At 65.9% G+C, this 19,990-nt stretch carries 21 protein-coding genes; 9 read left to right on the forward strand and 12 right to left on the reverse strand.

What is annotated here, in order from left to right; all coding sequences use genetic code 11:
* Window positions 1-3: 3 nt before the first annotated feature.
* Window positions 4-1,620 (forward strand): MFS transporter, encoded by a 1,617-nt coding sequence (locus ACQP2U_RS06940; protein ID WP_433713912.1) that lies wholly within the window; start codon window positions 4-6, stop codon window positions 1,618-1,620.
* An 81-nt stretch (window positions 1,621-1,701) separates the two neighbouring features.
* Here ACQP2U_RS06940 and ACQP2U_RS06945 read toward each other — a convergent pair whose 3' ends face one another.
* The 9 genes from ACQP2U_RS06945 to ACQP2U_RS06985 all read right to left on the reverse strand — a co-directional run bounded on the left by ACQP2U_RS06945 (window position 1,702) and on the right by ACQP2U_RS06985 (window position 11,569).
* On the reverse strand, window positions 1,702-2,739 hold the full coding sequence (locus ACQP2U_RS06945; protein WP_433713913.1) for a phosphotransferase family protein: 1,038 nt from the start codon (window positions 2,737-2,739) through the stop codon (window positions 1,702-1,704).
* Complete coding sequence (locus ACQP2U_RS06950; protein WP_433713914.1) at window positions 2,736-3,806, reverse strand: phosphotransferase family protein; 1,071 nt, start codon at window positions 3,804-3,806, stop codon at window positions 2,736-2,738. The genes ACQP2U_RS06945 and ACQP2U_RS06950 overlap by 4 nt, the downstream gene beginning before the upstream one ends.
* Before the next feature lie 10 nt (window positions 3,807-3,816).
* A complete protein-coding gene (locus ACQP2U_RS06955; protein WP_433713915.1) occupies window positions 3,817-4,518 on the reverse strand; it encodes a TetR/AcrR family transcriptional regulator in 702 nt (233 codons plus the stop codon).
* Between the two features lie 89 nt (window positions 4,519-4,607).
* Window positions 4,608-5,816: an amidohydrolase family protein gene (locus ACQP2U_RS06960; protein ID WP_433713916.1), complete on the reverse strand. Its 1,209-nt coding sequence runs from the start codon at window positions 5,814-5,816 to the stop codon at window positions 4,608-4,610.
* 26 nt (window positions 5,817-5,842) lie between these two features.
* Window positions 5,843-7,312 (reverse strand): aldehyde dehydrogenase family protein, encoded by a 1,470-nt coding sequence (locus ACQP2U_RS06965; protein WP_433713917.1) that lies wholly within the window; start codon window positions 7,310-7,312, stop codon window positions 5,843-5,845.
* A gap of 31 nt (window positions 7,313-7,343) precedes the next feature.
* On the reverse strand, window positions 7,344-8,543 hold the full coding sequence (locus ACQP2U_RS06970; RefSeq protein ID WP_433713918.1) for a thiolase family protein: 1,200 nt from the start codon (window positions 8,541-8,543) through the stop codon (window positions 7,344-7,346).
* Window positions 8,540-8,986, reverse strand: coding sequence for a Zn-ribbon domain-containing OB-fold protein (locus ACQP2U_RS06975; protein WP_433713919.1), 447 nt, complete (start codon window positions 8,984-8,986; stop codon window positions 8,540-8,542). Before ACQP2U_RS06975 ends, ACQP2U_RS06970 begins: the two co-directional genes overlap by 4 nt.
* Entirely contained in the window at window positions 8,983-10,194 is a 1,212-nt protein-coding gene (locus tag ACQP2U_RS06980; protein ID WP_433713920.1) for a CaiB/BaiF CoA transferase family protein, read from the reverse strand. Before ACQP2U_RS06980 ends, ACQP2U_RS06975 begins: the two co-directional genes overlap by 4 nt.
* A 100-nt stretch (window positions 10,195-10,294) precedes the next feature.
* Complete coding sequence (locus tag ACQP2U_RS06985) at window positions 10,295-11,569, reverse strand: cytochrome P450 (RefSeq protein WP_433713921.1); 1,275 nt, start codon at window positions 11,567-11,569, stop codon at window positions 10,295-10,297.
* Window positions 11,570-11,748: 179 nt separating this feature from the next.
* Here ACQP2U_RS06985 and ACQP2U_RS06990 point away from each other — a divergent pair, with 179 nt between their 5' ends.
* The 5 genes from ACQP2U_RS06990 to ACQP2U_RS07010 all read left to right on the forward strand — a co-directional run bounded on the left by ACQP2U_RS06990 (window position 11,749) and on the right by ACQP2U_RS07010 (window position 15,813).
* Window positions 11,749-12,588 (forward strand): mycofactocin-coupled SDR family oxidoreductase, encoded by an 840-nt coding sequence (locus tag ACQP2U_RS06990; RefSeq protein ID WP_433713922.1) that lies wholly within the window; start codon window positions 11,749-11,751, stop codon window positions 12,586-12,588.
* A gap of 11 nt (window positions 12,589-12,599) precedes the next feature.
* The gene (locus tag ACQP2U_RS06995; RefSeq protein WP_433713923.1) at window positions 12,600-14,195 is read left to right on the forward strand and encodes an SMP-30/gluconolactonase/LRE family protein; all 1,596 of its coding nucleotides are present in this window, start codon (window positions 12,600-12,602) and stop codon (window positions 14,193-14,195) included.
* A 74-nt stretch (window positions 14,196-14,269) separates the two neighbouring features.
* Window positions 14,270-14,545 (forward strand): DUF2277 domain-containing protein, encoded by a 276-nt coding sequence (locus tag ACQP2U_RS07000; protein ID WP_397035048.1) that lies wholly within the window; start codon window positions 14,270-14,272, stop codon window positions 14,543-14,545.
* A gap of 72 nt (window positions 14,546-14,617) precedes the next feature.
* Entirely contained in the window at window positions 14,618-15,223 is a 606-nt protein-coding gene (locus ACQP2U_RS07005; protein WP_433713924.1) for a ClpP family protease, read from the forward strand.
* Window positions 15,220-15,813 carry a ClpP family protease gene (locus tag ACQP2U_RS07010; RefSeq protein WP_364350364.1) on the forward strand — a complete coding sequence of 198 codons (594 nt, stop codon included), beginning with the start codon at window positions 15,220-15,222 and terminating at the stop codon, window positions 15,811-15,813. Before ACQP2U_RS07005 ends, ACQP2U_RS07010 begins: the two co-directional genes overlap by 4 nt.
* 382 nt (window positions 15,814-16,195) lie before the next feature.
* On the opposite strand, the gene ACQP2U_RS07015 is transcribed toward ACQP2U_RS07010, so the two are convergent.
* The 3 genes from ACQP2U_RS07015 to ACQP2U_RS07025 form a co-directional block, all read right to left on the reverse strand.
* The gene (locus tag ACQP2U_RS07015) at window positions 16,196-16,558 is read right to left on the reverse strand and encodes a helix-turn-helix domain-containing protein (RefSeq protein ID WP_433713925.1); all 363 of its coding nucleotides are present in this window, start codon (window positions 16,556-16,558) and stop codon (window positions 16,196-16,198) included.
* A 113-nt stretch (window positions 16,559-16,671) separates the two neighbouring features.
* The gene (locus ACQP2U_RS07020; RefSeq protein WP_433713926.1) at window positions 16,672-16,899 is read right to left on the reverse strand and encodes a hypothetical protein; all 228 of its coding nucleotides are present in this window, start codon (window positions 16,897-16,899) and stop codon (window positions 16,672-16,674) included.
* Window positions 16,900-17,032: 133 nt separating this feature from the next.
* The gene (locus ACQP2U_RS07025; protein WP_433713927.1) at window positions 17,033-18,028 is read right to left on the reverse strand and encodes an MBL fold metallo-hydrolase; all 996 of its coding nucleotides are present in this window, start codon (window positions 18,026-18,028) and stop codon (window positions 17,033-17,035) included.
* 97 nt (window positions 18,029-18,125) lie between these two features.
* Between ACQP2U_RS07025 and ACQP2U_RS07030 the strand changes: the two genes are divergently transcribed.
* The 3 genes from ACQP2U_RS07030 (at window position 18,126) to ACQP2U_RS07040 (ending at window position 19,975) form a co-directional block, all read left to right on the forward strand.
* Complete coding sequence (locus ACQP2U_RS07030; RefSeq protein WP_433713928.1) at window positions 18,126-18,800, forward strand: helix-turn-helix domain-containing protein; 675 nt, start codon at window positions 18,126-18,128, stop codon at window positions 18,798-18,800.
* 64 nt (window positions 18,801-18,864) lie between these two features.
* Window positions 18,865-19,713: a 3-hydroxyacyl-CoA dehydrogenase gene (locus ACQP2U_RS07035; protein ID WP_433713929.1), complete on the forward strand. Its 849-nt coding sequence runs from the start codon at window positions 18,865-18,867 to the stop codon at window positions 19,711-19,713.
* A gap of 49 nt (window positions 19,714-19,762) precedes the next feature.
* Window positions 19,763-19,975 carry a hypothetical protein gene (locus ACQP2U_RS07040; RefSeq protein ID WP_433713930.1) on the forward strand — a complete coding sequence of 71 codons (213 nt, stop codon included), beginning with the start codon at window positions 19,763-19,765 and terminating at the stop codon, window positions 19,973-19,975.
* Window positions 19,976-19,990 lie beyond the last annotated feature (15 nt).

Genomic DNA, 19,990 nt, shown 5'->3' on the forward strand with positions numbered 1-19,990 from the left:
CTCATGTCCACCCTCGAATCCACTCCCACGCCGGGCGAGACCGGCAGACCGAAAACTGGCCGGATGGACGGCGCGTCCCGGCTGCGCATCGGTGTCGTCCTAGCCGTCGTCGTCCTGTACACCGAGGTCGGTCCATTGCAGTACACGATGGTGGTCGCGGCATTGCAGCCGATGACCACGACCTTCGACTCCGTCGGCGGCAACATCACCTGGGCGCTCATTATCCTCGGGTTGGTCGGCGTCGCCGCGAATCCGTTGCTGGGCAAGGCCAGTGATGTCTGGGGCAAGAAGAAGATCATGCTGCTGTGCGGAACCCTATTCCTCCTCGGCAGTGTGATCTGTGCGCTCACCAGCAACTGGACCGTCTTCCTGATCGGGCGGGGTCTGTCGGCGTTCGCGCTTGCCACGCAGGTTATTGCCTTCGGGCTGGTCCGAGACCTCTTGCCGCGCAAGTATGTCCCGATCGGTCTCGCCCTGATCGGCACCGGCGTCGGGTTCACCGGCGTCGTGGGGCCATTGGTGGGCGGCGTACTCGTCGACAGTTTTGGCTGGCGGGCACTGTTCTGGTTCATGGCGGCGTTCGTTCTCGTGCTGACGCCGCTGCTGCTGACCGTGGTTCCGGAATCCCCGGTCCGAGTGCCGAACCGGGTCGACCCCTACGGCGTTGTGCTGTTGTCCGGCGGCGCGGTGCTCACCCTGCTCTACCTGGACAACGGCCAGGATTGGGGCTGGGGCACGCCGAGCGGCCTGGCCTGGCTGATCGCCGGTCTGGCTTTGCTGATGCTGTTCTTCATTGTCGAATCACGCGTCCGGCGGCCGATTATCGATATGAAGCTGCTTCTCGATCCGAAGCTCGGCCTCGTATTGCTCGTGGCGATCTTCAGCATCGGCATCACCGCCGTGCAACCCATGGCCCTCGGGTACATGACCCAATCCCCGAATCAGGATGGACTGCGCCAGCACGTGATCGACGGTGTAGTCGACCGGGCTCAGGCGAAGGGCGCGAATCTGCCCGCCGCGGCTGTCGAGGTCACCTTCGATCCGGGCTACAGGTACGGGAACGGCTTCAGCCTGCTGGAGTACGCGCTGCACATCGGCATCTGGGCCAGTCTGATCGGTATGGTCGTCGGTCCGTTCGCGGGGTTGCTGACCCGGCGTGTGGGTGCCCGTATCCCCGCGATCATCGCCCTGGGCCTGCTGGCCGTGTCCGGCCTGGGATTCGTTGTCGTGGAGTACAACTGGGTGACCTACCTGGCGCTGTATTCGGTGGCGGGGGTCGCCTTCGGGTTTCTCTGGGCAGCCTTGCCCAATCTCATCGTGGAGGCCGTCCCACCGGAGCAGCAGGGCATCAGCGCCGGCATGCTCGGCGTCACCTTGGCGCTGGGCAGCGGAATCGCCATGGCGATCGCCACCGCGCTGCTGAACAACAGTCCGGTCGTCGCGCATATCGATGTCGCGGGTGAGTCGTCGACGCAGGCGATACCACACGTGTTCGCCGACAGCGGCTATACCCAGAGCTTCTGGGTTGTCCTCGTGACCACCGTGATCGCCCTGGTCATCGCGGTACTCATGCGGCACGGCCGCAAGCCTGCGACCGGTGGCGCGGACTCTACGGTGTAGTCGATATGCGAATGGTGGGTGCTGCCGGACGGCGGCACCCACCAGAATGAGGTCGGAAAATGTTGCGGGGTGTCGACGGGTTCATACCGTGAGCAGATCGAGACTGCGGTGCCGTTCGACTGCCCGGCCCAGCCGTCCGGTGAGATCTTCGATAACCGGCCGGTCGACCGCACGGGTGATCCCCCACATGAACAACCCGTACGGCAGATACGCCCGATACAGCGACCAGGCCCGGTTCCGATCCGGCGGAGTGACGCCGCGGTTGGCCAGCCGGTCGAGATAATGGTCGAGCAGCGCACGCTCATGGCGGGCGAGCTCGTCCGGGTCCAGCACCGTCGCCAGATGGTAGGCGACGTCGAGGGCCCACACCCCGTGCTGGACCACCTGCCAGTCGATGAGACCCGGTCGGCCGTCGGGCAGCTCGTAAATATTGCCGGTATGCAGGTCGCCGTGCACCAGACACACCGGCTCCGCCACGCGCAGCCGGTCCATGGCCGCCATCGCCGCAATGAGGCGGTCGGCGCGGCGGACGCCCTGCGAAATCCCTTGCGCCCGGCCGTCATCGAGCAGTGCCTGGAGCTGCTCGGCGCTCAGATGCCCCGACAATCGAACGAGGCGAGGGGGAAAGAGCGCCGACAGCTCATGGCGTTTCCCGTCCCAGCTGGCCGCGTGCAGTGCGGCGAGCTGATCGAGTGTCGCGGCGGCTCGCTCAGCGCTGTAGGTGGTGGTCGGATCGAGGAACCGGGCCCCCGCGGCGACCAGATCGTGCATGAGAATCAGCGCATGTCCGGTGTCGTCGTCGACCGCGGCATGCACGCACTGCGGCGTGCGAACCGGAAGATCCTGTGCGACAAGGCGATAGAAATCGCCCTCGGCGCGAGTCGTACGGCTGCGCGCCGGGTTGAAATAGCCCTTGGCGCACAAGGCGGCGGGAGCGTCGGTGTGCTGTGCGTAGTCGACGCGGAACCGCAGTTTGGTAGCGACGGTCTCGAGTCGTTCGACGATATGGGTGCGCGTCGCGACGGCATCGGGATAGCGTCGGCTCAGCGTCGGGGTGAGCCAGTCGGGCGAGAGCACCACCGCTTCGTCGGCCGGTGCCGGATTATTCGTCGTACTCATCGAACGTCCTGCGCGACAATGATTCCCGCGAGGTCGCACGCCTGGTGCAGATAGCCGAAGTGGCGGGCGCCCGAATCGGTCGGCAGTCGCATGGTGCGCCGACTGCGCAGGCTGAGCAGTCCGGCCTTGACCCGAGCGAATACCTCGTGCCAGTGCAACTGGTCGATCGAATGGCCGGTCTGCTCCTGCCACAGCGCGATGGTCTCCGCGCGGGTGCCGAGTCCGTCGAGCCGCGGTACCCCCTGACCGACCGACAGCGACTCGTCGAACAGCAGCCACCAGGCCAGGTCGGCCACTGGGCCGGCCAGCGACGCCTGCTCCCAGTCCATTACCCCGACGACCTGGAAGTCGTTGTCGAACATCATATTCCCGATGCGCGCGTCTCCCCAGGACACGCCGGGACTGGCCAGCGGCGGCCGATGCTCGCCCAGCCAATCCAGCAGCGCCCGCACGACATCGGGAATGTCCTCGCCGAACGCCCAGCGCGCATAGCCGCGCCAATACGACAGGTGCTGTGCGTCACCGGCCGCGCCGTGCTCGGGCCGGTCGAAGAACGATACGGTCGTCACGGGCAGCCGGTGAATCGCGGTCAGCTGGCGCATCGCGTTCTCCCACAACGTTCTTCGCTGCGTAGGAGTCGCCTCGGCGAGCCAGCCGGACGAGTTGTACGGCGGCATGCTGACCGGCACGCGCCCGTGCATGCGCCGCATGACATAGAAGGGTCGTCCGAGAATCGCGGGGTCGTCCTCGAACCACAGGGCCCGCGGCAGCCGCACTTCGGGGTGCCCGTTCAGGGCCGTGAGTATGTCGTACTGGATATGGAATTTCGGTTCGAAGAACACCTGATGTTCCGGTGCCGGTGCGATGCGCACGACAAGTTCTTCGACGCCCTGCCCGGTGCGAGCCGTGACCAGGATGGTCTCATTCGAAAAGCCCGCGCCGCGAGGGTAATCGGGGCGATCGATCTCGACCGTGGCGACGCCGAGTCGATCGGCCAGCCAGGGCCGCAGAGCGGCGACCGTAGCGTCGAGATCGCGGCCTTTGGAAAACAGGGGTCCATGCTCCATTGCGGTCCGGTTACCTTTCGATGGGGGGACCGCCGAAGGCGGCCAGGCAGAATGCCCACACTTGTTCTGCTACGTCGTCGACGCTGGTGGGTGCGGGTGCGAACGCGTAGTGGTGGAAGACGGCCGTGACCAGTTGCAGCGCCAGCCAGGCATCGGTGGCTGGATCGGCGGGGCGGAGCAAACCGGCGGCCGCGGCGGCTCGCAGTTCCTGCTCCACGAGATCGACGAAGGGCCGGTTGGCCTCGGCAATCTCCACCGGGAAAAGCTGGTACAGCCGCCAATGCTCGGCGGTGATGAAGCGCGCCCCGGTGATGCCGCCGCCGTCGCCGCGCAGCGAGCGCAGTATCTCGAAGAGATAAAAGCGCAGACGTGCCACGGGGTCCGGCAGCTTGCGCGCGGCGGCCTCCACCTCGCTGGCCCGCTCGCTGACGACGTCCTCGAACACGGCAAGGAGCAGCTGATCCTTGCCGGCGAAGTGCCGATAGAAGGTCTGCAGGGCGATGCCGGCTTCCTTCGATAGTTCCTGCGTGGTCAGCGTGGCGCCCTCGGTCTGCAACAGTCGGCGTGCGGCCGCGACGATCGACTGTGCCTGCTCCCGGCTGCGGGCTTTGGACCGCTGCACCGAGCGGGAGCGTTCCGCCGCCCGGTCGGCCCAGAGCGGCGCCTCCGGGCTGTCGGGAGAATGGGGGGCAGGGGGTTTCTGTGTAGGCACAGCAGTTGTCCTCTCGCGTCGGGGCGAATACGACGACCGTAAACCGCGGTTGGTTCCTGCCCGACATCCGTGGTAGGCCCTGAGGCTGATCAGACTGCCGCCAGGACCGGTGGTGCGGCCGGAGTGAAGCGGTACAGCCGTTCGGCATTGCCGCGCAGAATCTTGTACTGGGTTTCCGGTGGCAGGTGGCCGATGAGGTGCTTCACGCTCTGGATGCAGTTGGGCCAGGTGGAATCGGAGTGCGGGTAATCGGTTTCGCACATGATGTTGTCCGCGCCGAGGACGTCGATACTGGCGATGCCGTGACTGTCCTCGATGAAGCAGCCGAATATGTGGTCGCGGAAGGTGGCGCGGATATCGAGGGTATCGAGATCGATGTTGCCGCTCGCCGCGTGCTCGCCGAAGCGCACGCCCTTCTTTACCCAATGACGTTGCTTGTCGAGCACCTGCTCGGCGCGTTCCAGGAAATACGGCATCCAGCCGATCTCACCTTCCGACAGCGCTATCTTGAGTTTCGGGTAACGCTGGAACATTCCGCTGAACAGCCAGGACAGCATGGCTCCCGAGGTGCGGGTCGCGCCCCAGGCGAGATTCGCGAGAAACGGTGCGTCGGGGGCGATCTGGGGCACGGTCGACGACGATCCGACATGCATCGACACCACCATCTCCAAATCGTTGGCCGCGGCCATCACCGGATCCCAGTACCCGCCGGCGTCGTGGATCGTCGGAAGGCCCAGTGGCGCGGGGTTTTCCGAGAAGGCGAAAGTGGTCGCACCCTTAGCGGCGCAGCGTTCCAGTTCGCGGGCGGCCAGTTTCGGATCCCAGAGCGGAATGAGCACCAGCGGGATGTAGCGGCCCGGTGCGGCGGCGCACCAGTCCTCGATCATCCAGTCGTTGTACGCCTGTAGGCAGACGAAGCCGAACTCGCGATCGCTGGCCTCGGAGAAGAGCTGGCCGCAGAACCGGGTCACCGTCGGAAAGCACAGGGAGGCAAGGATCCCCGCCCGGTCCATATCCTCGATGCGGGCCTTGGCGTCGTAGCAGCCGGGTCGCATCTCGCTGTACGGCAACGGCTTCGGGCTGAACTCCTCTTTCGACTTCCCGGCGACGGCACTCAGGCCGGAGCTGGGGAAGCGTTTGCCGTCGTATACCCAGCAGTCCATACCGTCGGCGTCGACCTCGATATGGGGTGCGCGCTCGCGATCCGCGCGTGGCACCCGGTCCAGCCACAGGTTGGGGGGTTCGAGAATGTGGTCGTCGACCGAGATCAACCAATCGAGATTCAGGTCGGAGGGCACGATTACTCCTTCGGGTCGGGCTTGGGTCATCGGAGTTCTCCGATGACAAGGTGTTTGAGTTCCTGGAATGCCCGGATTCCGTCCGGGCCGCGTTCGCGGCCGAGGCCGCTGTGCTTGTACCCGCCACTGGGTGCGTAGGCGCTGAACAGTGCCGTGTTGACGTTCACCGCTCCCGTGCGCAGTCGCCGGGCGATTGCGGTCGCGGCGGCGGCATCGGTGCTGTAGACCTGTCCGGACAGGCCGTAGTCGCTGTCGTTGGCGATTTCGACGGCGTGGTCGAGATCGCGGTATCCCAGCACCGCCAGGACCGGGCCGAAGATCTCTTCCCGCGCGGCGGGATTCGAGTTGTCCGGCACATCGAGCACGGTCGGTTCGATGTAGTAGCCGCGGTCGAGTCCGTTGGGCCGTCCGCCGCCGTACCCGACGGTGGCGCCCGCGCCGACGGCCTGTTCGATCAGCCGCTCACAGCGTTCCCGATGCGCGGCGCTGATGAGCGGGCCCATCGCGGTGGCCGGGTCGGTCGGCGCGCCCACCGTCAGATTCGCGTACGCGCGCGAGACGGCCTCGAGCACCTGGTCTTTGTGTTCCCGCGGTACCAACATCCGGGTGGCGGCGACGCAAGCCTGGCCAGCCATCCGGGCGACCACCGCGGTAGCGCCCGCAGCCGCCTTGGTGACCGCGTCCGCGAGATAGATCTGTGCCGATTTGCCGCCGAGCTCCAGCGCCACCCGCTTGATGGTCGGTGCCGCCTGTGCCCCGATTCGGGCCCCGACAGCGGTCGACCCGGTGAACGAGACCATGTCTACCGCCGGATGGCTGGTCAACAGCTGCGCACCGGCCGATCCGGACTCCACCACGACACTGAAGACGCCGGGCGGCAGGCCCGCCGCCTCGGCCGCGGCGCCGAAGATGAGCGAGGAGATCGGTGCCAGTGGACTCGGCCGCAGGATGACCGAATTGCCGGCCATCAGGGCGGGCATGATCTTCTGCATCGCCAGGACGAACGCCGCGTTGTAGGGCGTGATCACGGTGACCACGCCGACCGGCTCGTGGCGGCGGACGCTCAAGGCCACCCGGCCCCGCGTGAGCTCGTCGACCGGGACTTGGCCGGCCTGCTCGTGCCGCATCGAGAGGTACAACTCTATTGTGTTGCGGGCCAGCATCATTCCGGAAAGGAACTGGGACTGCTCCGCGAACGCGAGCGGCTGGCCGGCCTCGGCAACCATGGTCGCCACCAGCTGCTCTCGAGCCTTTTCGACATGATCGAGAAAGGCATATAGCCTCCGGGCGCGTTCGGTCGCCGGTGCATCGGCCCAGACTCCGCTGTCGAAACTTCGACGCCCCTGAGTGATGGCGCGTTCGATCTCGCTCAGCGGAGCGGCGGCGAGTTCGGTGACGAGTGATTCGTCGGCGGGATTCTCCACGGCGACAACGTCATCACCGGTCACCCAGGAGCCGGCGACATACGATCGCCGTTCGGCGAGGATCATCGCCATGTTCTGGTCTCCATTTCCCTTGCTGTGCAGGTCATAACGGCTCGCTGGTGTAGACAACGGCGCCGCCGTAGTGCGGTGCGGAATGGCAGGCGAGGGCGACCGTGGCGGCGCGCTGCCGGGCGCCCGCGCGCCCGGCCAGTTGCAGATAGCACTCGAGCATCTGCGGAATGCCATGCATGCGGCCGTTACCCAGAGCGCCGCCGCCGGAGAGAATCGGAAGCCCGGTAGGGGAGTCGCTGTCGATGCCGCCGTCGCGGACGAAGCGGTGCGCCTCGCCGGCGGGACACAGGCCCAGTGCCTCCAACCAGAAGTAGACGAAGGGGGAGAAGCCGTCGTACAGCTGCGGCAGGTCCACCTCGCCGGGGCCCACCCCGGCGGCCGCCCACAGTCGCCGCGCGGTATCAGCGCCACCGGCCATGATGTCGTCGAGCGGCCAGTGCGATGGCAACCGCGGTGGTGTTGGGCCGCTGCTCGCGTATCCGGCGATGTAGACCGGTCGGTGCGGTAGGTCTCGGGCGCGCTCGGCGGAGGTGAGCACGAAGGCGGCCACGCCGTCGACCGGAATATCGCAATCCAAGCGCCGCACCGGATCGCTAACCATGGGCGCCGCAAGATAGTCGTCGGTGCTCAGCGGCCGCCCGTGCCAGTACGACCACGGGATGGTTGCCCCGTTCTTGCGCGCCTCGACCACCACGGCCGCCATCGCGTCCGGATCGGCGCCGTACCTTTGTAGGTACTCGTTGTAGGGCAACGCGATCATCGGCAATGGGCCGCCATAGCCCTGCGGCACGGTCCACTGCTGTGGCCCGGCGACGGCGGTCAGCGGATTGTCGTGATAGCCACCGGCCGGATTGTGCAGAGCCCGATGCAGCACAACATAATCCGCGGCACCGGCGGCAATGGCGTTGACCGCCAACGCCACCGAACCCGGTATCTGGCCGACACCCTGGAAGCTCGCCACGTACCGCGGGCCGGTGCCGAGCCGGTCGGCCAGCCAGTTGGCGGTCACGGTGCTGGTTCCGTCACTCACGGCGTGCGCGCCCGCGGTCGGAAACATGGCGGAGGTTACGAATCCGTCGATTGCCTCGGGTGTGAGGCCGGCGTCGGCGATCGCCGTGCGTGCGACGTCGACGGCGACCGCGCCGAGTGGGCGATCGAATCGGCGTCGCACGGCGCTGTGTGCGAATCCGACGACGGCGACCCGGCCGCCCGCGCGGAATCGCCTGGTCACGAGGTCACCGCTGCGCTGCCCGCGTTCATCGCGAGCTCGAAGGCCGGAACGGCGAGGTCATCGGCGAGGTCCTCGAAGGTGACCTGTACCGGATCGCCCACGCGCACAATGGTTTCCGGACCGTTCAGCAGCCGTCCGATCATGCGGATTCCGCACGCCTCGACGAGTTCGACATCGACGAGTAGGTACGGCACCTGATCGGCGAAGCCGAGCAGCGACGCTTTTCGGATCACTGTCCACGACCGCACCGTGCCGCGCCCGCTCACCGGCTCGTACCGGAAGTCGGGTGTGGAGGTGCCGCACCGACGGCAGGTTTCCCCGGGCGGCAGCGCGAACCGGTCACACCGGCCGCATCGAGCCAGCGTGAGGATGTGCCGCCCGGCTGCCGACCAGTATTCGGCGGTGCGGGCGTCGGGGACCGGTAAGGGGCGCGCGATCCTCACGGGATCACCCCCGCGTCCTTGAGCCCGGTGATCCCGTCCCACGAGTAGCCCAACTCGAGTAGGAACTGCTCGGTGTGCTCGCCCTGCTCGGGTGCGCGCCGCAGGGTGGGCGGCCGTTCGTCGAACTGCACCGGTCCGGTGGGCAGGGGGTATGACTGTCCGTTGTCCATATCGACCTCGCCGAGGTATCCATTGGCCAGCACCTGCGGGTCATCGAGAAGTTCCGCTACCGCCTGCACCGGCGCCCATGGCGCGTCGAGTCCCGACAGCAGTTGCTTCCATTCGTCGAAGGTGCGATGGGCGAATTCCGTCTCGAGTTCGGCCACACAGGCGTCGCGGTGCGTGGCGCGGGCGGCCAGATCCACGAAGCGGGGATCGTCGACGAGGTCGTCGCGCCCGATCAGGCGGCAGAATTCCGCCCAGTACCGGTCCGACTCCAGGAAGACCAGTTGAATGTGCCGGCCGTCCTTGGTCCGGTAGGCACCGACCAGCGGATTGACCGAACCGCCGCGGCCGGATACCGGCTGCGGCGGGTTTCCGGCCAGCGCGGAGAGCACATCGGAGGACAGCATCCACATGGCAGTAGCGAGCAAGGAGACGTCGACGACCGTGCCCGAGCCGGTGCGCTGCTGCCGCAAAAGTGCCGCTGCGACGCCGAAGGCCAAGGCCATCGCGCCGTTTCGGTCGCCCATCGCGCCGCGCTGACTGATCGGGTAGTCCCGCTCCGGTGGGGTCAGCATGTGGGCCACGCCGCCGTGCGCCCAGAACGCCGAGGAGTCGTAGCCGGCCTTATCCGCGCCGGGGCCTCGGCTGCCGAAGCCGTGGCCCCGGGCGTAGACGAGCCGGGGATGGCGCCGCGTCAGCCTGTCGGAGTCCAGTCCGAGCCGGCGCAGCGCACCTGGCCGGAAGTTGGTGAGGAAGACGTCCGCCGTGGCCAGTATCTCGTCGAGCAGTTCGCGGCCGCGCTCGGAGTGCAGGTCGATGGAGATCGATCGCTTACCCCGATTGGCCAGGGCCACAGAGAGATTCACCCCGGCGCTGTCGCTGCCTATGCCCTGCGTGGCCAACTGGCGATACGGATCGCCGTCGGGACGTTCGACCCGGATGACCTCCGCGCCCCAGTCGGCCAGCAGCGCACCCGCCACGGGCACGAACACCCACTGCGCCAGCTCGACAACCCGCACGCCGTTGAACGCGTCGGAGTCCACTGCTCACCTCCCGGAATTGTATAGAATGCGACTAGCGCAATTATTAGATCGGGACTCTCGAATAGAGTAGAACGTGACTCTCGTTTTGGGAAGGCCGCATTCACGCGGAGAAGGCGATGTGGAGCTCCCGCAGTCCGCGTAGCAGGAAGGTCGGCTCGTACTGATAGCTGCGGTCGCCCGCAGGACCATGGAAGGTCTCATCGATGGTGATGTCGATGACTCGATCGAGTAGCCGGTTCAACGTGACCTGCCCTTCCACTCGGGCCAGCGGTGCGCCCGCGCAGGTGTGGATGCCGCGGCCGAACGCGATGTGCTCGCGGGCATTACGGCGGTAGAGCTGGAAGTCGTCGGGGTCCTCGAACTTGCGGGGATCGCGATTGGCCGCGCCGATGCACAGCATCACCACCGTCCCGGCGGGGACGTCCACACCGCCAACGGTGGTGTGTGTGCGGGCGAGCCGGAAGTCGACCTTGGTCGGGCTCTCGATGCGCAGTGATTCCTCCATGAACCCGGCGATCAGGCTGCGGTCCTCGCGCAGTATCCGCTGGTACTCGGGCTGCTCAGCGAGGACCCGCACCGCTGCGCTGAGCAGTTTGGTCACCGTCTCCTGGCCGGCCGCGAACAGGAACGTCGCCGGTCGCACGAGTTCGATCACCGATGGTTCGGACCCATCGGGATACAGCGTCGACGCCAGGATGCCGAGAATGTCGTTGCGCGGTTTCTTTCGTCGATCGCTGATGTACGCGCTGAAGGTGTCGTCCAACCACTCCAACGGATTGGTGCCGGGGGCGTCCTGGTACATCGATCCTTCGATGCTGCCCGGAGTCGTTTGACCGGCCAGCCTGGCTCGGAACTCGTCGCGGTCCCCGTCGGGTACGCCGAGGAGGTCGGCAATGACCAGCGTGGCGAACGGTTTGGCGTACTGACCGAGGAATTCGCAGCGACCGTTGGCGAGGAACTCGTCGAGCTGCCGATCGGCCTGATCCCACATGAACTCCTCGTTCTCCTTCAGCCGCTTGGGCGTCAGAAGTCGGGCCAGCAGCGCACGCGTGCGCGTGTGCTCGGGGGGATCCATGGTGACCATGTGCTCGGAGATCCGGAACTGCGGCCGATGTGCCTCGATCTGGGCGCTGATGTCCTTGCCTTCCGGCTGGAACGGCAGCGGCGGGAACGGCCCGCTCACCGAGACGCAGGCCGAGAAGTCATCCGAATTGCGGAAGACCTCGATGGCCTCTCGGTATCCGGTGACGACCACGACCCCGTGGTGGGGCTCCCGGAATACGGGGTTCCGACTGCGTAGGTAGTCCAGGTATTCGTACGGGTCTTGGGCGATGGCCGGATCGGAGAAGTAGTCGACGGACGCCAGGTCGGTCATATTTTGTCAGCCTTTCGTGGCGAAGAAGGGCGGCGGCGAAACTAGAGAATGCCACTCTCGATTAGAGTAGAATGATACTCTCGCATTCGGGAGTGAAACTCTCGAGAATCGGTCAGCGAACGACTGACGGATGGGTATCGAGCATCGACGTGCTCGATCTGCGACGAATGAGGTTATTCATGAGCGGGCGGGTCGACGGCAAGGTCGCCTTCATCACCGGTGCGGCACGCGGTCAGGGCCGTAGTCACGCGGTGCGGTTGGCGCAGGAGGGTGCCGACATCATTGCGATCGACGTGTGCAAACCGGTCGGTGGGAGCAGCGGCATTCCGGCGTCCACACCGGACGATCTCGCCGAGACCGCGGATCTGGTGAAGGGCCTTGGCCGCCGCATCATTACGGCCGAGGTCGATGTCCGGGATTTCGACTCGCTGCGGGCCGTAGTGGACAGTGGTGTGGAGCAGCTGGGCCGGCTGGACATCATCGTGGCCAATGCGGGTATCGGCATCGGTGGCGCGACACTGGACCAGACCGATGCGAAGGACTGGGACGCCGTGATCGACATCAACCTGTCCGGCGTCTGGAAGACGGTGAAAGCCGGTGTGCCCCACCTATTGTCGGGCGGGCGCGGCGGGTCGATCATCCTGACCAGCTCGGTGGCGGGACTCAAGGCTCACCAGAACATCGGTCACTATGTCTCCGCCAAACATGGGGTTGTCGGCATGATGCGGAGCTTCGCCGTCGAATTGGGACGGCACCGCATCCGGGTCAACACCGTGCACCCGACCAATGTCAACACCCCGATGTTCATGAACGACAGCACACTGCGGCTGTTCCGTCCGGATCTGGAGAACCCTGGACCCGACGATCTCGCCGCGGTCGCGCAGCAGATGCACGTGCTCCCGGTGGGCTGGGTCGAACCGGTGGATATCAGCAATGCGGTGCTGTTCCTGGCGTCGGACGAAGCCAGGTATGTGACCGGTCTACCTATGACAGTCGATGCCGGGAGCATGTTGAAGTAGTTGGGCCCATCGTGTTTCACGAAACGCGCTACACCGGCACCGCTACACCGAGCCTGGCCGACGGCTGGCGGCTGGAACGGCTGACTCCACCGAGCCGACTGTTCGGTGCGAACGGTCTGCGCACCGGTCCGGACGGCCGCATCTATGTGGCGCAGGTCACCGGCAGTCAGATCAGCGCCCTCGATGTCGAGACCGGCCTACTGGAGACCATCAGCGCCACGGGGGGCGATGTCATCGGTCCCGATGATGTGGCCTTCGGCCCGCAGGGCGACCTCTTCGCCACCGAGCCCATGGAAGGCCGCGTGAGCATGCGCGGCACCGACGGCCGCACTCGGATAGTGCGCGACGACCTGCCCGCCGCGAACGGCATCACCGTGCACCGGGGGCGTCTGTTCGTGAACGAGTGTCGTGTCGGCGGCCGCCTGATGGAGCTCGATCTGTCCGGCGGCGCGCCGCGCGTACTGCTCGACAACCTCGCCATGCCCAATGCCATGGAGGTCGGACCCGACGGCCTGCTGTATTACCCGGTCATGGGAAGCAACGACATCTGGCGGATCGATCCCGAGGGCGGCGAGCCGGAGCGGGTCGCGGGTGACCTCGGCGTCCCCGATTCCGTGAAGTTCGATTCCGAGGGCTTCATCGTGTCCACCCAGGTGTACTCCGGTGAGGTATTGCGCATCGATCCCCGCACCGGTGCGCGCAGTGTCCTGGCCGCCCTTCCGCCCGGTCTCGACAACTGTACTTTCGTGGGCGACCGGCTGTTCGTCTCGAGTTTCACCGGGGAGATCACCGAGATCCTCGGCGGTGGTCGGACTCGAGCGATATTGCCCGGCGGTTTGAATTGGCCGCTGGATCTGACCGTCGATGAGGACGGCAACCTCTATATCGCCGACTGGACATATTTCTATGTCCTGCGCCCGGGAGGTGAGCCGCGAATACGGGGGATGCTCTCTTTGCCAGGCTTTCCGGGACACCTGCGCGGTGTGAGTGCCGTCGGCGGCGGCGAATTCATCGTCACCACCGCCAATGGCGCGGTTGCCCGTTACCGCCCCGCGAGTGGCGACAGCGAAATCCTTGCGCAGGGCTTCGATCAACTCTATGGCGTGGCCGTCGCACCGGGCGGGCTGGTCGCGACCGCCGAGTTCGGCACGGGCAGAGTGCTTTCGGTCCGGTCCGGCCAGGTCGAGGTGCTGGCCTCGGGCCTGCGGGAGCCGGTCGGCGTGGCGTTCGGTCCGGACGGCACCTGCTACGTCGCCGAATCGGGTGCCGGACGGATTGTCTCGATCACCGGCTCCGGTGTCGACACGGTGGTGGACGATCTGAACCAGCCACAGGGAATCCTGGTCCGCGGCGGTCGGCTCTATCTCGTCGATGCGGGGGCCAAGACCCTGCTCAGCGTCGATCTCGACAGCAACGCCCGGGAAACCATAGCCCGTGATCTGCCCGTCGGGTCCCCGCCCGGTATCACCCCGAAACCACTGCGAGGGATACCGCCGTTCTTCGGGCCGGAGGGTCCCTTCGCCGGGATCGCGGCCGGTCCGGACGGCACCCTCTACCTGTCCGCCGACGCCGAGGGCAGTGTGCTGGCAATCAGAAAGGTGCAGTAGCGGCGTCGTTCACCGCCGAACTCATCGGCGGTCGGCCCCTTAAATCCCAGACCAACCCGAGCTAGCCTCAGGCTATGTGCCGAAATATCACTGCCCTGCGGGGGCTCGAGCCCGCCGCCACCCCGGAAGAAGTGCATGCCGCCGCATTGCAGTACGTCCGTAAGGTCGGCGGATTGTCGAGCATCTCCGCGGCTACGCGCCCCGCGGTCGACGCCGCAGTCGAGGAGATCGCCGCCGCGACCATGCGGTTGCTCGAACAATTGCCTGAGCGGAAGGTGCCGCCGAAGTCCGTGCCGCCGCTGCGGCGGCCCGAGGTGCAGGCGCGCATTCATGCGCATTCGCACGATTGACGCTGCTCTGAGCAGATCTGCTGAGGGCAGCGTGGCGAGCTTTTTCCGGTAGGCGCGCGGCACGGTGGAGTCATGGCTCACGATGACAAGACACCGTTGTTCAGTTGGCGCGCCAGGGAGCAGCTGCTCAGCAGGCGGATTCTGGTGCTGGACGGTCCGCTCGACGACGATAACGGGACGCTGCTGATGACGCAGCTGCTCACGTTGGCGGCCGAGGATGCCGATGCGGGGATCTCATTGTGGATCCACTCCCCGGGCGGTTCGGTTCCGGCAATGCTGGCCATTCGCGATGTGATGCGGCTGGTGCCGTGTGAAGTCTCCACCTTGGCGCTCGGATTGGCTTGCAGTGCAGGGCAATTCCTGTTGTCCGCGGGTACACCGGGGCGGCGGTTCGCCCTTACGCACGCCAGGGTGCTGATGCATCAGGGCTCGGCCGGAATCGGCGGTAGTGCGGTCGACGTCGAGGTGCAGGCCGATGACCTGCGCTACACCGTGGAGACGGTGCTCGGCATTATCGCGGGCGACACCGGCCAGCCGTACGACCGAATTTATGAGGATTCACTGCACGACCGCTGGTTCAGCGCGGTGCAGGCCAAGGAGTACGGCTTCATCGACCACATTGTCGGCTCGTTCGGGCAGATCGTGCCGCAGCGCCAGCGGATCGGAATTTCGGCATGACTTACACCATCCCCAATGTGATCGCCCAGCATCCGCGCGGCGGCGAGCGGATCACCGATATCTACTCGCACCTGCTCGCCGAGCGGATTGTCTACCTCGGCACTCCGATCGATTCCGGTGTGGCGAACGCACTCATCGCGCAACTCTTGCATCTGGAGTCGGAGAGTCCGGAGCAGGAGATCAGCCTGTACATCAATTGCGAGGGCGGCGATCTGTCCGCAATGCTCGCGGTCTACGACACCATGCAATTCATCAAGGCTCCGGTGGCGACCACCTGCGTGGGCCAAGCCATCGCGGTCGGCGCGGTACTGCTGGCCGGAGGCGAACCCGGTCGCCGCTCCCTGCTGCCGCACGCCCGGGTGGTCCTGCACCAGCCAGCCGCCCGCGGTCAGGGCGCGATTCCCGATCTGATCCTGCAGGCCGACGAACTGGTGCGGATGCGCGCCGAAATCGAGTCGATCCTGTCGCGGCACACCGGGCAACCCGCCGAGCGGCTACGTCACGACACCGACCGCGACCGTGTCTTCACCGCACACGCGGCCGTCGACTACGGCCTGGTCGACAACGTGCTGGGTGCCCGCGCCATCTGATCAGCGCCTACAGCGCGCGGGCTTGCGCCGCGCGCAGGTCGAATGGTGGTTGGACTTCGAGCCGCCATCCGACTCACCTCGGCGGCTGCGGGTCCAGCGTCCGGTTGGCTGTTGCCTGGGCGGCGAGTCTCCGGAGAGCTGGCCGCGGCCCTCGGTGGCGAGTGTTACATGGTGTGGCCGCGCCGAGTGTCGCGATGTGTGATCGTGGCCCGGTGCGGCGAGTCTCGTGTGATGCGGCCATGCGCTGGTTGGCGAGTGTCGCGTGGTGTGGCCATGCCTCGGGCGGCGAGTGCCGTGTGGCCGTGAGTTGAGGCGGCGAGTTCGGCCCACGGCCCGTGGCGAGTGGCCGGTGCGGCGGAGTGTGGAGACGGGAAGCCCGGACTCAGGCGGCGAGTGCCATGAGCGTGGGCCCGGCCTTGGTGCGCGGCATCGACTGGTGGGCGAAGGTGAGCCGACGACGAGCGCGCAATTCGTCGGCCACCTGCTCGGTGAGGCCGAATAGGGTGGTGCCGAGCGCGCCGGCCAGCGCCGCGATCATCTCGCTCGATGGTTCCTTGCGGCCGCGCTCCACCTCGGACAGGTACTGCGGCGAAATACCCGCACGACCGGCGGTCTCGACGAGGGTCTCGCGTTGCTCCTGCCGCAATGTGCGCAGCTGTTCCCCGAGTACCTCGCGCCACAGCGGTTCCTCGGTGTGCCGAGGTCGGTCGTCGCGTCCACCTTGGATCGAGTGCAGCTCGGTCATAGGAAGAGCGTAAGACCACGGCCGCCATTGCGGCGGGGCGTTACGCTGTGGGCGGACAAACCGACGAAGGCCCCATGTCCAACGGACACAGGGCCTTTCGCATCGACTCGAGATCAGGGCAGCGGAATCCACTGGCCGAAGAACCAGAAGCCGTGGCCCTGGGGCTGCTGATCATGCCGCTGCTTATCCTGACGCTGATCGTGGCCCTGCTGTTGCTGCTCGGTTCCCGGACGCTGATCCTGTCCTGGATCGGCGCTCGCCACGCCCGCACCAACGCCGAGCAGGCCGACCAGTACACCGCCCGCGATCGCACCGTTGGCCAGCTTCGACTTGATCTTCATCCACGTTCCTCCTGTTGTCGGGTCTCCGTCCGAGACCGTCGACCCGTCCGATCCGGACCGACAAGACAATCTTGGAATCGCAATATTTGCGCACACTAGCCCGTGGCTGTGAGTTAGCTGGGACCGATCCTCCTCACCGTGCGAGCTGTTCGCAGACCCGATAGGTGGTCATGACGTTGAGGCGGTGCAGGTTTCGGCACAATTCGAGGAAGCCTTGTTTGGCGAGATCGAAGGGAATCTCGTATCCGCTGAGGGCGGTGGCGAATTCGGGGTCGAGGTCGGTGGCCCACGGATCGGTGCACAGCCCGTAGGTTTCGTCGAGGGTGTGGCCGGCTTCGAATGCGGCCGACACCTCGTCCCGTAGGTGTTCGAGATAGTCGATGAGCACGGTGATCGCGCGTTGACCACGTCCCATCGGGCCGTGACCAGGGACGATCGTCTCGAGGTCGGGCAGGGCTTCCTGCATGGCGCGTAGTGAGGCGATATAGGGCTCTGGCCCGCCCTGGAGCAGCATGTGTGCCGATCCCGCGCCGGTCAGGAAGTTTCCAGTCCAGGCGGTGCGCTGTGACGGCACATAGACAATGGTGTCGCCCGGTCCGTTGCCGGGACCGAAATGGTGCAATTCGACGGTGCGACCGCCGAGATCGATCTCCATTGCCGCCTCGAAGGTCAGATCCGGCAGCCGCCAGCGGGTGAGCTCATCGAACAACTCCTCGTCACCGTACATATTGCGGGAGCGGATGTCCTTCTCGTAGCCGAGGTCGTGCATGTTGTCGCGGTTGGCGCGCGAGGTGATGACGGTGAGGTCGTCGAAGGCGGTATTACCGAATGTGTGATCGCCGTGGTATGTGGTGTTGACCAGGTAGCGCAGCGGAGTGTCGGCGAGATCGGTTGCCAGACTTCGGATCTGGGCACCAATGGTCGGCGTGATGCCCGCATCGATGACCAGTGCGGCCCGATCGCCGAAGATTACGCCGTTATTGTCCTTCGGTGGCACATTGGCCATGAGTGCGACGACACCCTCGCCGATTGGGTGGGGAATCAACCGCAGGCCGGTCGGGCTCAGATTCGGCCCGGCATAGCCCGCCGGGCGTTCGGAAATCTCTTGGGACAATAGATGTTTCGACATGAGCATGATCCTCTGGATGAGTGACTGCTGGTTGAGCGCTCAGCTCGATAATAATCAATCGATCGATTATTAACCAGTGATCGTCTAATCTGAGCCCATGACCGTGACTCCGCCACGGCGCGTCGGTCGCCCGCGCAAGGACGAGGCGGGAGATACCCGTGCGCTGCTACTCGCCGCCGCACTGGATCTGTTCGTCGAGCACGGTTACGCCGCGACCTCGGTGCGGATGATCGCGCGCGCCGCGGGGCTCTCCGATGGTGGCCTCTACGCTCACTTCGCCAATAAAGAGGCGATCTACCAGGAGTTGACCGCCCGAGCCGGTGTCGGCGCGGTGGACACGGTGATCGCCGAGTTGCTCCCTGATCCCGATGTAGTGCCGGATGATCCGGGTGGGTTCCTGACCGAAACCGTCGACCGAATACTCGATCTCTTCGATACCGAAGAATCCCGCAAGTTCACCAAACTCATGCTGCGCCAAGCGATTCCGAATGATCCGCGCCTGGTCACCGATATGCTCGGCAAAGGGGCGGCAGCGCTGGCGCCGTACTTTCCGATCTGGGCGCAGCGTGGACAGCTGACCGAAGCGGTAACCGCGCGCCTACGGAAGGGGGAGTCGAGCGGTGAAGCCCTGATGTGGGAACTGCTCGCGCCGCTGGGCTTCGCGCGGTTGGTCTACCTGCACGGCCCCGCCACGGCCCGCACCGAAGGTCGCCGCCGCGCCCGCGACCACCTGACCTTCTTCCTGGCCGCAGTGGTACGCGACCAACGATGATCTCCCTCGACGACACCGACGACAGCGCGGGGCGGACTGCGCCCCGCGGGGTAAGGAGACAGCAATGACCATTCGCAAGGTGACCGTTCTCGGAACCGGGGTGCTGGGATCGCAGATCGCATTCCAGTCCGCATTCCACGGATTCGATGTCACCGCCTACGACATCAGCGAGGAGGCCATTGCCGGCGCGCGCGACCGTTTCGCCAAGCTCGCGCAGACCTATCGCATCGAAGTGCCCGGCGGTGATACCAAGGCCGAGAAGACCGAAGCTGGCATCGTCTTGACCACCGACCTCGCCGCGGCCGTACAGGATGCCGACCTCGTGATCGAGGCGGTGCCGGAGGTGCTCACCATCAAGGAGCAGACCTACCGGCAACTGGGCGAACTCGCGCCGGAGAAGACCATCTTCGCCACCAATTCGTCGACCCTGCTGCCCAGCGATATGAAGGACTACACCGGCCGCCCCGACAAATTCCTCGCGCTGCACTTCGCGAATCTGGTGTGGCGGTACAACACCGCCGAGGTAATGGGCACACCTGATACCGATCCACAGGTCTTTCGGGCGGTCGTCGAGTTCGCTACCTCGATCGGCATGGAGCCGATCGAACTGCACAAGGAAAAGGCGGGCTACGTCCTCAATTCGCTGCTCGTACCGCTGCTCAATGCGGCCATGGCCCTTGGCGCGGGCGGATTCGCCGAACCGGAGGCGGTCGACAAGACCTGGCGGATCGGTACGGGGGCACCGACCGGGCCATTCCAGATGCTCGACGTCATCGGCCTGACCACCCCCTACAACATCCTGGTCAACAGCGAGGACGGACAGGAGCTCGCGGCCTGGCTCAAGACCAACTACATCGATAAGGGCAAGCTCGGCATCGCCACCGGAGAGGGTTTCTACAAGTACTCCGCATAGCTCGCTTACGGCACAACGACCGGATGCATCTCGGCGGGGCATTCACCGCATGGACTCGATCGACGGCGGAACCCGCTTGCGCACCAAGGAATTCGCACATCTGCGGACTCTGCACCAGGGAGCGCACAGCGAGCACGGCCACTTCATCGGCAACCGCGAGCGCCTCCCGAACCGGCGGCCGCAGACCGAAAATCGGCACCGGGCTCTGCGAGGGCTATGCTGGCGCGGATTTTTCGACGCCGAGGCGGGCGTCGAGGAGTAGGCCTGCCAGTCCGAG

It is taken from the genome of Nocardia sp. CA-084685 (assembly GCF_050955785.1).
GTDB lineage: Bacteria > Actinomycetota > Actinomycetes > Mycobacteriales > Mycobacteriaceae > Nocardia.

What these genes read in the sequence shown, in the direction of transcription:
- ACQP2U_RS06940 (WP_433713912.1), top strand. Translation starts at nt 4, where the DNA reads ATGTCCACCCTCGAATCCACTCCCACGCCGGGCGAGACCGGCAGACCG.
- ACQP2U_RS06945 (WP_433713913.1), bottom strand. Translation starts at nt 2,739, where the DNA reads ATGAGTACGACGAATAATCCGGCACCGGCCGACGAAGCGGTGGTGCTC.
- ACQP2U_RS06950 (WP_433713914.1), bottom strand. Translation starts at nt 3,806, where the DNA reads ATGGAGCATGGACCCCTGTTTTCCAAAGGCCGCGATCTCGACGCTACG.
- ACQP2U_RS06965 (WP_433713917.1), bottom strand. Translation starts at nt 7,312, where the DNA reads ATGGCGATGATCCTCGCCGAACGGCGATCGTATGTCGCCGGCTCCTGG.
- ACQP2U_RS06985 (WP_433713921.1), bottom strand. Translation starts at nt 11,569, where the DNA reads ATGACCGACCTGGCGTCCGTCGACTACTTCTCCGATCCGGCCATCGCC.
- ACQP2U_RS06990 (WP_433713922.1), top strand. Translation starts at nt 11,749, where the DNA reads ATGAGCGGGCGGGTCGACGGCAAGGTCGCCTTCATCACCGGTGCGGCA.
- ACQP2U_RS07000 (WP_397035048.1), top strand. Translation starts at nt 14,270, where the DNA reads ATGTGCCGAAATATCACTGCCCTGCGGGGGCTCGAGCCCGCCGCCACC.
- ACQP2U_RS07005 (WP_433713924.1), top strand. Translation starts at nt 14,618, where the DNA reads ATGGCTCACGATGACAAGACACCGTTGTTCAGTTGGCGCGCCAGGGAG.
- ACQP2U_RS07010 (WP_364350364.1), top strand. Translation starts at nt 15,220, where the DNA reads ATGACTTACACCATCCCCAATGTGATCGCCCAGCATCCGCGCGGCGGC.
- ACQP2U_RS07015 (WP_433713925.1), bottom strand. Translation starts at nt 16,558, where the DNA reads ATGACCGAGCTGCACTCGATCCAAGGTGGACGCGACGACCGACCTCGG.
- ACQP2U_RS07020 (WP_433713926.1), bottom strand. Translation starts at nt 16,899, where the DNA reads ATGAAGATCAAGTCGAAGCTGGCCAACGGTGCGATCGCGGGCGGTGTA.
- ACQP2U_RS07025 (WP_433713927.1), bottom strand. Translation starts at nt 18,028, where the DNA reads ATGTCGAAACATCTATTGTCCCAAGAGATTTCCGAACGCCCGGCGGGC.
- ACQP2U_RS07030 (WP_433713928.1), top strand. Translation starts at nt 18,126, where the DNA reads ATGACCGTGACTCCGCCACGGCGCGTCGGTCGCCCGCGCAAGGACGAG.
- ACQP2U_RS07035 (WP_433713929.1), top strand. Translation starts at nt 18,865, where the DNA reads ATGACCATTCGCAAGGTGACCGTTCTCGGAACCGGGGTGCTGGGATCG.
- ACQP2U_RS07040 (WP_433713930.1), top strand. Translation starts at nt 19,763, where the DNA reads ATGGACTCGATCGACGGCGGAACCCGCTTGCGCACCAAGGAATTCGCA.